General features: G+C 44.6%; 12 protein-coding genes. 6 read left to right on the top strand and 6 right to left on the bottom strand.

Annotated features, from left to right (window positions below; translation table 11 throughout):
- Positions 1-7: 7 nt before the first annotated feature.
- Both ACE38W_RS13915 and ACE38W_RS13910 read left to right on the top strand, forming a co-directional pair.
- Complete coding sequence (locus tag ACE38W_RS13915; protein WP_375831746.1) at positions 8-220, top strand: hypothetical protein; 213 nt, start codon at positions 8-10, stop codon at positions 218-220.
- A 21-nt stretch (positions 221-241) separates the two neighbouring features.
- A complete protein-coding gene (locus ACE38W_RS13910) occupies positions 242-994 on the top strand; it encodes a metallophosphoesterase family protein (protein WP_375831744.1) in 753 nt (250 codons plus the stop codon).
- 34 nt (positions 995-1,028) lie between these two features.
- Here ACE38W_RS13910 and ACE38W_RS13905 read toward each other — a convergent pair whose 3' ends face one another.
- The 3 genes from ACE38W_RS13905 to ACE38W_RS13895 form a co-directional block, all read right to left on the bottom strand.
- Positions 1,029-1,511 (bottom strand): FHA domain-containing protein, encoded by a 483-nt coding sequence (locus tag ACE38W_RS13905; protein ID WP_375831743.1) that lies wholly within the window; start codon positions 1,509-1,511, stop codon positions 1,029-1,031.
- Positions 1,512-1,604: 93 nt separating this feature from the next.
- Positions 1,605-2,057: a hypothetical protein gene (locus ACE38W_RS13900; protein ID WP_375831741.1), complete on the bottom strand. Its 453-nt coding sequence runs from the start codon at positions 2,055-2,057 to the stop codon at positions 1,605-1,607.
- Between the two features lie 46 nt (positions 2,058-2,103).
- A complete protein-coding gene (locus ACE38W_RS13895; RefSeq protein ID WP_375831739.1) occupies positions 2,104-2,889 on the bottom strand; it encodes a hypothetical protein in 786 nt (261 codons plus the stop codon).
- Positions 2,890-3,081: 192 nt separating this feature from the next.
- Between ACE38W_RS13895 and ACE38W_RS13890 the strand changes: the two genes are divergently transcribed.
- From ACE38W_RS13890 to ACE38W_RS13880, 3 genes are all read left to right on the top strand, one after another.
- Positions 3,082-3,903, top strand: a complete 822-nt coding sequence (locus tag ACE38W_RS13890; protein WP_375831737.1) for a hypothetical protein — start codon at positions 3,082-3,084, stop codon at positions 3,901-3,903.
- Between the two features lie 191 nt (positions 3,904-4,094).
- A complete protein-coding gene (locus ACE38W_RS13885; protein ID WP_375831735.1) occupies positions 4,095-4,601 on the top strand; it encodes a GNAT family N-acetyltransferase in 507 nt (168 codons plus the stop codon).
- A gap of 62 nt (positions 4,602-4,663) precedes the next feature.
- Positions 4,664-5,851 carry an acyltransferase family protein gene (locus ACE38W_RS13880; RefSeq protein WP_375831733.1) on the top strand — a complete coding sequence of 396 codons (1,188 nt, stop codon included), beginning with the start codon at positions 4,664-4,666 and terminating at the stop codon, positions 5,849-5,851.
- Here ACE38W_RS13880 and ACE38W_RS13875 read toward each other — a convergent pair.
- From ACE38W_RS13875 to ACE38W_RS13865, 3 genes are all read right to left on the bottom strand, one after another.
- The gene (locus tag ACE38W_RS13875; protein ID WP_375831731.1) at positions 5,826-6,896 is read right to left on the bottom strand and encodes a glycoside hydrolase family 130 protein; all 1,071 of its coding nucleotides are present in this window, start codon (positions 6,894-6,896) and stop codon (positions 5,826-5,828) included. The two genes, ACE38W_RS13880 and ACE38W_RS13875, sit on opposite strands and share 26 nt — an antisense overlap.
- An 82-nt stretch (positions 6,897-6,978) precedes the next feature.
- The gene (locus tag ACE38W_RS13870; RefSeq protein ID WP_375831730.1) at positions 6,979-7,470 is read right to left on the bottom strand and encodes a molybdopterin-dependent oxidoreductase; all 492 of its coding nucleotides are present in this window, start codon (positions 7,468-7,470) and stop codon (positions 6,979-6,981) included.
- Between the two features lie 12 nt (positions 7,471-7,482).
- A complete protein-coding gene (locus ACE38W_RS13865; RefSeq protein ID WP_375831728.1) occupies positions 7,483-8,568 on the bottom strand; it encodes a cytochrome-c peroxidase in 1,086 nt (361 codons plus the stop codon).
- A 170-nt stretch (positions 8,569-8,738) separates the two neighbouring features.
- Between ACE38W_RS13865 and ACE38W_RS13860 the strand changes: the two genes are divergently transcribed.
- On the top strand, positions 8,739-13,316 hold the full coding sequence (locus tag ACE38W_RS13860; RefSeq protein WP_375831726.1) for an Ig-like domain-containing protein: 4,578 nt from the start codon (positions 8,739-8,741) through the stop codon (positions 13,314-13,316).

Genomic DNA, 13,316 nt, shown 5'->3' with positions numbered 1-13,316 from the left:
AAATTATATGGAAGACAGATTCAGAAAATGGGTGGATGTTGGAAATGTGTTGGCAATTGATCCTACTGAAAAGGTTAATTGCCCGGAATGTAATGCTGGTTTGCTTTTAGTGGAAGATGTGCCTATACCTGAATCTGATGCATGGGACAGATACCTGATTTGTGAGCATTGTAAAAAATGGGCAGTAATGTCCCGCATGAGAAAAACCGATAACCCATAATTACGTTTACGCTTCTCCGTTATGAGCATTATATCAAGAACTATAGCCCTGGGCGATATACATGGAGGGCTGAAAGCCCTGCAGCAATTGGTAGACGGCCTCAAGATCACCAGTAGCGACCGGATTGTTTTCCTCGGTGATTATGTAGATGGCTGGTCACAATCGGCACAGGTGATAGACTTCCTGATGCGATTGGAACAATCTGCTAACTGCATTTTCATCAAAGGAAATCATGATGTATTGTGTGAGTCGTGGTTAAACGGCCGGCTACTCAAGGAGGAGTGGCTATACGGCCACGGCGCTTCTACTGTTAAAAGCTATGCCGGTTATTCCGAGGCCCGGCGGATGGTACATCTGGATTTCTTCAGACGCATGCAATATTTTTATGTAGATGATCAACAGCGATTGTTTGTACATGGCGGCTTCACCGCTGCTGATGGTCCTGCGTATGAACCAACGCCGGACCTGCTTACAAAAGACCGCACACTGTTGGAGTTGGCCATCACGATGAATAAGCGCATAGCCGAACATCCGGAATTGATGCCTAAGAAACTTGCACAGTTTAAGGAAATCTTTATAGGGCATACGCCTACACTGAATTACAACTCCTTTGTGCCCATACATGCGTGTAATGTCTGGGATGTAGACACTGGCGCAGGTTTCTATGGCCGCCTGACGGCGCTGGACATAGATGCAAAAAAAATCTATCAGTCGGAACCCTTACCAGAATTATATCCTGACGAACCAGGAAGAAATAAGTATCCAGCTTGGTAAACGCCAGGCAACAGACATTGGATTGCAGCAGAATCTAATACAGAATTTTGATGGTAAACGGCGCATCACCAAGTAAGACGGTGCCTCCATCTTCCAGTAATACGGGCTCCTTGCATTCAATCAGTTCACCATCTTTCTGGTAGAAGGTGCCACCAGAAGAGCCTACATCTTGTATCCAGTATTGGTTATTACTTAGCTTGATCAAAAAATGCCTTCTGCTGATGGTGTTGTTATTACCGAACAGCCTTTGTCCCATATGCTCTCTTCCGAAAAAGGCCATTTCAAAAAACTTCAGGTCAAAATATTCGTTGGTGGCATTATCGATAACGCTAATGCCTATCGGTGTTTTAGGCTTGTGCACCGGTAGTGTACTGGCGAGGGGGGCGCCACAATTTTTACAGGCAGCCGGCCTTTCTGAAGGTCTGTCGAAATAGTTGTCCTGATGGCATTGAGGACAAACAACTTTTAAGCGGTTATACATGCTGACAATAATTACGATGGTCAATAAATATCGCATGTAATACTGTAACGGCGCAGCAGTAACAGAAAAAGGGCTGACCAAAATTATGCTTTGGGTCAGCCCTTTGACTTATTGATTAGGAGATCAGTATCAAGGATTCGCATTCTGAACTGCGTTCAGCATATCGCCTACATATTTTTTGAGTTTCTCTTTATCTTCCGGGTCCAGTTTATCGGCTTTCTTATCATATTCCTGTCTTAATGCAGTGAGTTTATCCATGTATTCACCTGCTTTTTTACCGCTGTTAGCATTTATCAGCTCCGAGAGGTATTTATGAAAATCTTCCGCGATAGATTTCGCATTATTCTTTTTAAAATCAGGCATGGCAATTTTTGACATGGCTGTATTGATGTTGGACTGTATGGCGGCTGTCACTGCGTTGACTGCATTGACATCGCTGGCAGCCTGGTGTGCGGCGGCAGCTCCGGCAGACTGAGCCGCTTCATTTGCTTTTTGTTCTGCTTTTTTTTCATCCTGCTTTTGTGGATTGCCACAGGCTACAGCCAGTGAAGCAGCGAATACGAGGTAACGTGCAAGCTTCATAAAAGATAGTTTTTTGGTGTATAACATCATTGAGGTTTGTTTGGTTTTAGAATTGGCAATTGATACCACCGAATAACTGCAAGGCTGGTTGTCCTGCGCCATAATGCAGAAGAGTAAATTGTGGTTCAAGAAATATATTGAATACTGTTTTGCCAGCTTTCGCCACTTTGCCAATACCTACGCCAATAGGAACATTATAGGTATCACCTTCGATGTTGATAGTGCTTAGTGCAGTAGAGCGAAGGTAGGTTCCTTTGCCTAATTGTACCAGAAAAAAAGGTTGTATCTGTATGGCGCTGGTATTACTTCTGTCTTGCTGGCCGGCAATGGAACCCAGATATGTAATTAAAGCACCGTATTGCAATATAGGCGAGGCGGTGTTGAATATGATCAATGCACCACCCAGTTGCCATTTTCCGGCGCCGGTATAATCTGTATTGGCGGTAGGAATGGATACCTGTGGGCCTGCGCCTATCAGCAGGTGGGAAGTAGGTTTTGTAAAGGTATAGGTGGCAAAGAAACTAAGGTCGCCGGTGCCAGAGGCATATTTAGCCATATCGTTTTGTAGGCCGGTAGGATTGGTATTAAAGGGCATGGTAAATCTTGTCAGGATTTTACCCTTGGCAAAGGGAATGACTGCACGAATCAGCATACTGTTTGCGTGCATATCGGCATTATCGTAGATGGTGGGAACATAATAATTCTGCAGGTTGATGGCTTTGGCATTTGCCAGCGGGTTATTGGCCTTTTTCATTTCATCTTCACTCAGTTCCTGTTGTGCCAGGGTTTTCATACTGCTGAACAGTAGTAATAACAGTAAAAGCTGCTTCATAAAGGATTCATTTTGGATGATGAAAGGACTTGATGAAGGCTGATATTTATTTATGCAGGGAAACAGAGAATTATAAAAACTCTATATATAACAGGTTAGATGAATAAAAAGTTCAGGAAAAAATAACTAAATGTCACGCCTATACGTGATCTTTTTCACATATATTTGTTACAACCCAAAAACCCTGCTTATATGTATCGCATTTTGCAATTTATTTTTGCGCTGTTACTGTCGGTAACCGTATCTGCTCAAACCCGCAATGATATTATTTTCAAAACCAATGGAGAACAACTTGCCGGCAAGGTCACTGCTATCAATGATGCCGAAGTTAAATTCCGTTATGCCGGTGAAACATTGGATTATACCATTAAGAAATCGGATATACAGAAGATAAAGTTTGCCAGTGGCCGTGAAGAGGTCTACAATCAGCCGGCTATCGTAAATGGTGCACCGGCGGCGACTACACCGGATGATGGTGCGCCAATCGGTGATCCGCATAATAAGGTAGCTATCCTGCCATTTTCATTTACCAGAGATGGCGTCCTGCAACCTGATGAAGTAAGCCAGGAAGTTCAGAATGAAGTATATAATCTGCTGAGCAAACATGCAGGTGTATACCAAATTATGCAGCCTCGCCTCACGGTAGTTATGCTGAATAAAGCTGGCATCAACAAAAATACGTTCATGAACTACACTATGGACGAGATCTGTAAGAAGCTGGGCGTGGAATATATTTTGTCAGGGAGTATTACGGTGAACGCGACTTCCGTTAGCCATACCGGTACATCCAGCTATGACGAAAAAGGCAAGAATGGTGATAATAAATCTTCAGGTTCCAGCACCAATTATTCTACCTCTAAACAGAATTTCAAAACCAGGGTAGATATGAAAGTTTACAACGATAAAGGTGTTTCCATCTATAATCAGAACCGCCAGGCATTCTGGAATGAAGATGACTCATATAAAGATGCGGTGGAATACCTGCTAAAACGCAGCCCATTGTATAAAAAATAATAATTCCGAAAAATGTTATAGGACCGCATTGGTATTTATTGCCAATGCGGTTTTTTATTTATAGTGTAGATGTTTAATACGATTATCTGTATTGGTTTTCCTGAAATCTGATCTGGTTAAAAATAACAAAACTGAATCTGTTTTATTTGCTTATTTAGCGAGAATTTTGCAATAGAATAAATGTAAGTTTTATGGTTATTGTCAACAGTACGATGGAGGACATCGATAAGCTTTTTGAATTGTATGGCGCTGCCGCAAGTTATATGAGAGAAATGGGAGCTCCCAGTCCCTGGAAAGGTTTTGAGCGGCCGGTAGTAGCGGGAGAGATCGAGGAAGGGCGTCAATGGAAGGTAATAGAAAATGGAGAGATCGTAGCCGTTTTTCTTACGACCTATAACGACCCTCACATCTGGCAGGAGAAAGATGAAGATCCCGCGGTGTATTTACATCGGATAGCTACGCATCCAGGGCATAGAGGCAAGGGCTATGTGCAGGGAATTGTGGATTGGGGGAAGGAACATGCCCGCGCAAATGGGAAAAAATTTCTGCGGTTGGATACCGGCGCAGGCAACGAACGCCTGATCAACTATTATAAACGTTGTGGTTTTAATTTTCTCGGTGATGTATATACGAATTCGCCAGCGCTGCCAGCACACTACCGTGGCGGTACTTTTGCGCTGTTGGAGATAGTATTGTAGTTTTCTGAGCGGCGGTAGTCCGGACTACTGCTGTAAATCGTATCCATTAAGATAAAGATGGTATGAAATTTGGCGGAGCAGCTGCCGCAAGTACGCTGATGCGTATAGTCGTTTCATATCACCATATCTTTATTTTTCAGATGGAAAACCGTATCAATGCCCTGGACGGGTTTCGGTTCCTGGCAATCAGCCTGGTAGCTGTATTTCACTATTACAGCCGCTTTACGCTGCCCCAGTCCCCCGTCAATTATTATCCATATGGCAGCAGTTTCAGCAATGTTTTTTCTGCTAATGCCTATCTCGGTGTACACTTTTTCTTTATCATTTCAGGCTTTGTAATTTATTTCAGTATCCTGAGAAGCAGTCATCTAAAGGATTTCTTCCTGAGGCGCTTTATCAGGTTGTTTCCGCCATTGTTACTCGCCTCGGTGATCACCTATGTTTTTGTAGCATTAGCTGACCCGCAGCGTGCCTTTCCATTTCATGTGAGTGCGCTTTCTTTCCTGCCTTCCCTCACGTTTACGGATACACTTTTCTGGCAGCCTTTATTCAAGGGACATAAGATCGCGCTGATAGATGGCGCGTATTGGTCATTGCTGGTAGAGGTGAAATTCTATTTGCTGATAGCGCTGATCTATTTTTTGTTGCCGAAGGAAAAATTTTTGCGTAACTGGACTTCGCTGATGGCAGTGTTGTTGGTTGTACATACGCTGGCGGAATATGTTCATTTTCCGATGGCTGTTGCCATTCGTAAGGCAATGGATGTTTTTTTCTTCTACAACTACATTGCATTCTTTTCTGCTGGCATCTGCTTTTATGATTTTTATATTCATAAAAAGTGGAGGCTGGAGTACCTGGTTACTGCTATGATCGCAGGTATAACGCTTTGGTCATTAGGATGGGCAGGGATGACCTTCATGGCTGTTTTCCTGGTATTATTCGCGATGCTGGTAAATGGCAGCAGCCTGCTGGGATTCTTTGCTTTGCCAATAGTCAGAAGGATAGGCGTGATCAGCTATACATTGTACCTGCTGCATCAGTACATAGGATTGATACTAATTAATGCTGTCTGCAAATGGTTGCCGGTAGCCGCATTGTGGCCGGTTGTGCCTGTTTTCGTATATGCTTTACTGATAGGTGTGACAGAACTGATCTACCGGTATTATGAAGAGCCGGTGAGGAAACTGATGACCAATTATTATTTTCCAAAACGCGCTCCTATGCCTATGGTGGAGAAACAAGCGGCTTAGCAGGCAGTGAATTTAAAATTTCCTGTATTGAAAAACTAGCACCACATACATATTCATCGGCGGCGCCGTAGTAAATGGTGAGTAAGTCATCCTGTACGAGGTGGCCGTTGGTGAATACTACATGTCCGAAGAATCCCGTCAGTTCATAGTCTGCCAAAGGCTCCATGATAGGAACATCTGAACGTGCCAGTACCTTGGCTGGATTTTGTAAATCCAGTAATAATGCACCTAAGCAATAGCGGTGTTTGGCATCTGCGCCATGATAAATAGCCAGCCATCCATGTGATGTTTTGATGGGCGCTGCACCGGCGCCTACGCGGGCACTGTCCCACATTCCGGGCCTGCTTTTAGCAATGCACTGATGTTGGCCCCAATGGATGGTATCAGGGGAGGATGCCAGCCAGATATAATTGCCGCCAAGCGTAGGACTACTAGGTCGGTGGAAGGCATAGTATTGTTCGTTGATACGTTCGTCAAAAATAGCGCAGTCTTTATTATGCGGGGGGAATATCAGTCCTGCTGTATGATGGCTTTTCCAGTCGGTGGTGGTTTTCATGGCTACCGCCACACCATTCTCAGAAACGGCTGTGTAGGTGAGGTAATAGACACCTTCCAGGAAGGATACCCTACAATCCTCCACACCAAAGGTTTCCATGCTGCCAGTACCGTAAATAGGCGGATAATCAGGATCTTCTTTAAAGCGAATCCCATCTTCGCTGGAAAATAATCGTAGGTGCGAGAGCGTAGTGAGGTAATCGGCGCCTTGATAGGTGATCACCCTGGCATCTGTGGCGATGAGATCAGGATCATTGAGTTTAATTTCCCGGATGATCATTTTCCCATCAGGCTGCAATACGGGAAAGGACATGTGTATGTCAGACTGCTCGGGCCTTTCGGCTACGCGTACGATGAGCCAGGTTTTGCCGTTAAAAGTAAATACGCCCGGATTAAGCAGACAGGCTACTTTGAGTCCGGGCATACTGGCTTTTATATCACCAGGCTTTAATAAAGGATTTGCAGGAAATCGTTTCGCTAAATCAGGCATCGGCAGAAAAATTTATATGCTTCCCGATTAATTCATCATCTCCTGTAAATACAAATTATCCTGATCGAATGTTTATAGTTATTTATTTCGCGAACCCAACTGTTAAAGTGGTTACTTCCCAAACCCAGCGTGCGGGGCGTTTTTCACCAGGTACTACAAGGCGGTAAGGGCCTTTGCCTTGAGGTAATGCTTGTCCGTCGGACTCCATCGCTACCAGGATCGTTTTATCATTAAAGGCAGGATCTATTTCCGGCAGAGAGAAGAGTACTTCATAACCATCGCCGGATTTGACGAGCAGGTATTTAGCCATGTTTTCGCCGCGAAGGGCACTGCCAAAGGTAACGCCAGCTGCCTGTAAAATATCGTAGAGCGCTACGCCACTATATACGTGTGATTTACCATCTTTATCGGCAGCCGTTACGCTGCTTTTTTTCATTTGATTTAATGATTCAAGCGTGAGGGTGAGTGGCGTGGTCACTTCCCCGTTTACTGTGATGGTGGCTGGTTTGGTCTGGGCTTGGACCAGCATGCCGCCGCAGCAGATGATGGACGCCAGTAGCCATGTTTTTATCATAGAAACAGCTTTTTATTGATTAGGATCAGAAAAACGTTTGTCGTTTATAAAGGTACTATCTGTGAGCATATGAAGAAAGGCAATGATATCATTTTTTTCTTTTTTAGAGAGATGTAGTGTATGCGTTAACGTATCATTATAGTTGCCACGGATAGCGGGACTGAGTGTACTGCTTATTTTGATATGATCGCTGTAGTGGTCAAGTACTTCTTCGAGTGTGTTGAATCTGCCGTCGTGCATGTAGGGTGCTGTGAGTGCGATGTTTCGTAAGGTAACGGTGCGGAATCGACCGATGTCTGTGGCTTGTCCGGTGATTAGAGAGCGGCCCTGATCAGGAGGCATACTATCGAGACCATTATTATGATATAGTTCTACAAATAGTTTAGGGCCGCCATGGCAATGTGCGCATCCCGCACCACGGATATTTTTTTCTGGTGTGGGGTTACTCATGAAAAGCGCCATACCATTGGATTCTGCAGTGGTGGGTGTATATAGATGCTGGAGATATTTATCGTAGTTGGAATTTGCGGAGATTAGGGAGCGTTCGAATTGTGCGAGCGCTTTGATGATGAGTGTATCTGTGATGGTGGCAGAGCCGAAGGCTGCTTTAAACAGGGCAGGGTATCGGCGTGTATGCAAGAGTTTATTAACGGAGATATGGAGCGGTTGTCCCATTTCGTGGATGGCGGTGAGTGGGGTGGTGGCTTGTTCTTCCAGAGAGGCCGCGCGGCCGTCCCAGAAGAAGTTACGTACCCATAGTAAATTTACCAGCGACATGGAGTTACGTGTAGTCGTTACCGTGTCTATCCCTGTGCTGAATTTTTTACCATCAGTAAATGCTTTTGATTGTTGATGACAACTAGCGCAGGAGATGTTGTTATTGACAGATAATAATTTTTCGTAGAAGAGCATTCTGCCGAGGTATACACCATTGATTGTGGCCGGGTTGCTGGCAGACGTATTAATTCTATTGCCGAAATAAGTGGGATATATATAAGTATAGGAGCTGTCTTTATTAACAATTGGCGCGCTGCTGCTATGAATGCCCAGCGCCGTAATCGTCAGAAAAAAAAGAGTGGAAATTAGAACATTTTTCATCAACCTAAAAATAGTAAGAATTTTTTCACCCCCATAATTTGTAAGAATCTAACATGAATTTATAATATAATATTCTATTAATTTTGAATGCTTTATGATAATAATTTGTTAATCATTTGGTCGCAATTGCATAACAGTAGCCGGATAGTTTTGCCGTCTAATTTTAGCGTATGCGATACCTATTTATCCTTATTCCCCTGATCTTTTGTTTTCTATCAACCAACGCACAGTTTAAGGGATTAGTAGTAAATGAATTTTCACAGGGCGATGCCGGCACCAAAGAATACTTTGAGCTGGTAGTAGCAGGTACGAGGACCTGTACACAAACCACCGCGGACATTCGAGGGTGGATTTTTGATGATCAGAACGGATGGTATGGCGGTACCGGAACAGGTATCGCGCAAGGCCATATGCGATTTGCGAACGACCCAAACTGGGCCGCAATTCCATTCGGTTCCATCATCGTTTTGTATAATGCAGATGACGTCAATACTGTGATAGCGTCAAAACTTACACCTGACCTGGATGATAGCAATCATGATGGTGTATATGTTGTACCTATTGGTAAAACATCTGTAGCAAAAAATCTTATTGATGTAAATACCGCCTTACCTGTTGCGGCGGGTACACAGAACACGAATTATGTGTATGGTGGTACTTACAGTAAACTATCAGCAGCAGGGGCTACTGCCTGGCAAAGTCAGGTGGGCCTGAGTAACAGCGGCGACGCGGTAATTACCGTAGATCCGAATGCACCAGGTGTTCCATTTTTCTCGATCACATTCGGGCTTTCACCAACCCCGAAAACACCTACTGTACAATTAGGTGCTGTAGCTGGTAGTAAGAATGCTTATTTAAAAGATGGCGCCAGCGACAACTATACCAATGTTGCCAACTGGGTGATAGGTAATGCTAACACCAACGAAACTCCTGGTGAAGGCAATACGCCTGAAAACAAGGCCTGGATTGCCTCCATGCGACAAGATCCTGCGCCGCCAACGCAAAACACCGGTAATAATACTATTTGTGTAGGCGCTACCACACAGCTGAGCAATGCCACTGCTGGTGGCAGCTGGTCTTCCGCTAATACCGCTATTGCCACTGTAGACCCTACATCCGGACTGGTTACAGGCGTAGCACAAGGAACTGTTGATATTACTTATACAATAGGCGGTTGTAAGGCTATTACCACTGTAATTGTAAATGCTGGTGCTACTACACCGGTTATCACCGGACAAGCAACCATGTGCACCGGCACTACTGCTACCTTTACTGTAAATAATACAACTGGCTCCTGGAGCAGCAGTAATACCGCAGTCGCAACAGTAGATGCCAGTGGTTTGGTTACAGCCGTGAGTACCGGTACTGTTAGCATTCAGTACACTATTTCTACTTGTGGCGGCGCTACAGGGTCATATACTGTTAATGTCACCGCCGCGATTACACCTGGTGCCATCGGCGGCCCGGCGACGGTTTGTAAAGGTGCCACTATTACGCTGACTAATCCTGTTGCCGGCGGTGCCTGGACAAGCAGCGATAACACCATTGCATCAATTGATAATACGACAGGTGTGCTCACCGGCGTAGCAACTGGTAATGTAACGGTAACGTATACACTTTCAGGCGCTTGCCAGAGTGGTACTGCTACTTTTATTGTAAGTGTAAATGATAAACCTGCACAGCCGGTCATTACCGGTAATACCAATGTTTGTAAAGATGCAGACATCACACTCACTGCAGATATTGCCAACGGTACCTGGATGTCTTCTGATAATACTATTGCTACAGTAGATGCCACCACTGGCCTGGTACACGGCGTTGCGGGCGGTACCGCAACGATTACCTATACTGTAACGAATACCTGTGGCAGCAATGCTAATTCATATAGCGTGGTGGTTAATACCGTTCCTGTTGTACAGCCTATCACAGGAAGCGCTAACATATGTATGGGTACTAACACTAATGCCTATACGGATGCAACCCCTGGTGGTACATGGAGCTCCAACAACAATAGCATTGCTACTGTTGATGTGAATGGTAATGTTATACCCGTGGCTACAGGTTCATTTATTTTAAGTTATACTGTTCCCGGAGGTTGCGGCAACGGCGTAGCTACGTTGAATGTAACGGTAGGTGACGTTCCAGCGGATGCTACTATTACAGGCGCTGCTGGTGTTTGCATCGGCGCTACTACCGCATTAAACGTTGATAAAACAGGTGGTAGCTGGAGTTCCAGCGATAACACAATTGCTACTGTTGATCCAACCACTGGATTAGTTACAGGTGTTAGCACCGGCAACGTGATTATTACCTATACTCAAACAAATACTTGTGGCACCAAGCCCAATACGCATACGATTGCGGTAAGCGCAGGTGCTACTGCTGCTAATATTGCAGGTTCAACCAATATTTGTACTGGGGCGAACTATACTTATACCAATGCAACTCCTGGTGGTACCTGGTCTTCCAGTAATAATGCTATTGCAACCGTAGATGTAAATGGTAGTGTTACGCCTAAAGCTGCCGGCAATTTCATCTTATCTTATACGGTTAGCAGTGGTTGTGGAGATGATACCAAAACTTTGGCCATCACAGTAACGGCTACACCAATTGATGCTGTTATTTCAGGGCCTGCAACTGTTTGCACCGGATCAGCTATCACGCTCACTGCTGATCAGGCAGGTGGTAGCTGGTCTTCCAGCAATAACGCAGTTGCTACGGTTGTAAACACCACTGGCGTAGTTAGCGGTGTAACCTCAGGTAACGTTATTATCAGCTACAATCAGTCTAATAGCTGCGGTACTAAAACAAACACTCAATCAGTTACTGTAAATGAGGCACCTGTATTAACAGCCATTGGCGGAAGCACCAGTATTTGTAAGGGTAACACTTATGCCTATACGAATACTACGGCAGGTGGCTCATGGAAATCCAGCGACAATAGTATTGCTACAGTAGATATCACAGGAAATGTAACGCCTGTAGCAGCTGGTAGCTTCACCTTAACATATACTGTAAGCAGTGCCTGTGGAGATGTTTCCCAAACATTATTTATTACTGTAGGAGATAAACCTGCGTTGGGCAGTATCAATGGCGCTAACAGTGTATGCGTTGGCGCTACAATTGTGCTGACAAATAGTACGCCTGCTGGCTCCTGGGTTAGTACTGATAACACGATTGCCACGGTGGATGTAAATGGTACCGTGAAAGGCATCGCTGCTGGAACAGTGGATATTTCTTATGCCGTATCTAATACCTGTGGTACATCTACCCAAACAAAAACAATTATTGTAAACGCACAACCAGTAGTAGCCGCCATTATCGGTAGCAATGCGATCTGTACAGGCGCTACTGCCACCTATACAAATGCAACTGTTGGTGGCAACTGGAGCAGCAGCGATAATAGTATCGCTACAGTAAGTACTACCGGTGTGGTTACACCAGTGGCTAAAGGTAGCTTTACACTTAATTATACAGTAAATAGTGTATGCGGTAATGTTACTCAGGGACTTTTGATCACTGTGAATAGCAAACCCGTACTGAATGCTACCACTGGTGTTAATACTATATGTGTGGGCGGAAATGTAACCCTGAACAATGCTTTTGTTGGCGGGACCTGGAGCAGCAGCAATACTGCTATTGCTACAGTGGATGTGACCGGAAAAGTGACTGCTTTTGCGATTGGAACGGCGGATATTTATTATTCGGCTACTAACGGTTGTGGTACTACGCAGATTCCATTCACCATAACAGTATCTGATAAACCTGTGGTGCCGGTAATTTCTGGTGTTACAGATATCTGTAAAAATGCACAAACGAATTTCACGAATACTTTAACAGGTGGCCAATGGAGCAGTGCAGATAATAGCATTGCTACGGTAAATGCTACCACTGGCGCGGTAAGCGGCGTAAGCGCAGGTACAACAAATATCATTTACACTGTAACTAATACCTGTGGCAACAGTGCGCAATCACATGCGATCACGGTGAACGATATCCCTGTTGTGGCACCTATCAATGGTATTGCAGATATCTGCCAGAACACTGGCATTCAGCTGAGCAACACTATTGCTAATGGAAAATGGACATCTTCCAATAACGCAATCGTTAGTGTAGATAACAGCGGTTGGGCTACGGGCCTGGCTATTGGTACGGCGGATATAACTTATACGGTTGACAATAAAGGTTGTGTGGGAAGTACTACATCCACCATTCATGTGCAAGGCCTGAAACTCATGCTGAGCAGCAGTCCTGAAACAATTATTGCAGGTAAGTCATTCACGGTTACAAGCACTGGTGATGCGGCGTACACGGTTACTGCCTGGAAACCTGCTGCGTTGTTCACTAACCAGGTGGCGAAGCAACAAACAGTTACACTCTATGATCAAACACCAGTAGTGATTACCGTTGAAGGTAAAACATCTGCAGGATGCCTGGCATCTGCAACTATTACAGTGGCGGCGGTGCCTAACAGCAACGACTTCTTTGTACCTAATGCCTTCACGCCTAATGGCGATGGTCGTAACGATGTATTTAAGGCTTATGGCTCCGGTATTAAAGAGATCACGCTTCAGGTATACACACAGTGGGGAGAGAAAGTATATGAAGGCAATGATGCCGCCAAAGGTTGGGATGGTACCTATAAGGGTCGTCAGCAGCCGGTGGGCGTATATGTATATGCGTTAAAAGCTATCATGCTGGATGGCGCCGTAATAACTAAAAAGGGTTCTGTTAACTTAATTCGATAA

The sequence above is a fragment of the Chitinophaga sp. Hz27 genome (assembly GCF_042263525.1).
GTDB lineage: Bacteria > Bacteroidota > Bacteroidia > Chitinophagales > Chitinophagaceae > Chitinophaga.
The sequence above is the reverse complement of the archived record's forward strand: the minus strand, read 5'-3'. Positions and strand labels throughout refer to the sequence as shown.

What these genes read in the sequence shown, in the direction of transcription:
- ACE38W_RS13915 (WP_375831746.1), top strand. Translation starts at nt 8, where the DNA reads ATGGAAGACAGATTCAGAAAATGGGTGGATGTTGGAAATGTGTTGGCA.
- ACE38W_RS13910 (WP_375831744.1), top strand. Translation starts at nt 242, where the DNA reads ATGAGCATTATATCAAGAACTATAGCCCTGGGCGATATACATGGAGGG.
- ACE38W_RS13905 (WP_375831743.1), bottom strand. Translation starts at nt 1,511, where the DNA reads ATGCGATATTTATTGACCATCGTAATTATTGTCAGCATGTATAACCGC.
- ACE38W_RS13900 (WP_375831741.1), bottom strand. Translation starts at nt 2,057, where the DNA reads ATGAAGCTTGCACGTTACCTCGTATTCGCTGCTTCACTGGCTGTAGCC.
- ACE38W_RS13895 (WP_375831739.1), bottom strand. Translation starts at nt 2,889, where the DNA reads ATGAAGCAGCTTTTACTGTTATTACTACTGTTCAGCAGTATGAAAACC.
- ACE38W_RS13890 (WP_375831737.1), top strand. Translation starts at nt 3,082, where the DNA reads ATGTATCGCATTTTGCAATTTATTTTTGCGCTGTTACTGTCGGTAACC.
- ACE38W_RS13885 (WP_375831735.1), top strand. Translation starts at nt 4,095, where the DNA reads ATGGTTATTGTCAACAGTACGATGGAGGACATCGATAAGCTTTTTGAA.
- ACE38W_RS13880 (WP_375831733.1), top strand. Translation starts at nt 4,664, where the DNA reads ATGAAATTTGGCGGAGCAGCTGCCGCAAGTACGCTGATGCGTATAGTC.
- ACE38W_RS13875 (WP_375831731.1), bottom strand. Translation starts at nt 6,896, where the DNA reads ATGCCTGATTTAGCGAAACGATTTCCTGCAAATCCTTTATTAAAGCCT.
- ACE38W_RS13870 (WP_375831730.1), bottom strand. Translation starts at nt 7,470, where the DNA reads ATGATAAAAACATGGCTACTGGCGTCCATCATCTGCTGCGGCGGCATG.
- ACE38W_RS13865 (WP_375831728.1), bottom strand. Translation starts at nt 8,568, where the DNA reads ATGAAAAATGTTCTAATTTCCACTCTTTTTTTTCTGACGATTACGGCG.
- ACE38W_RS13860 (WP_375831726.1), top strand. Translation starts at nt 8,739, where the DNA reads ATGCGATACCTATTTATCCTTATTCCCCTGATCTTTTGTTTTCTATCA.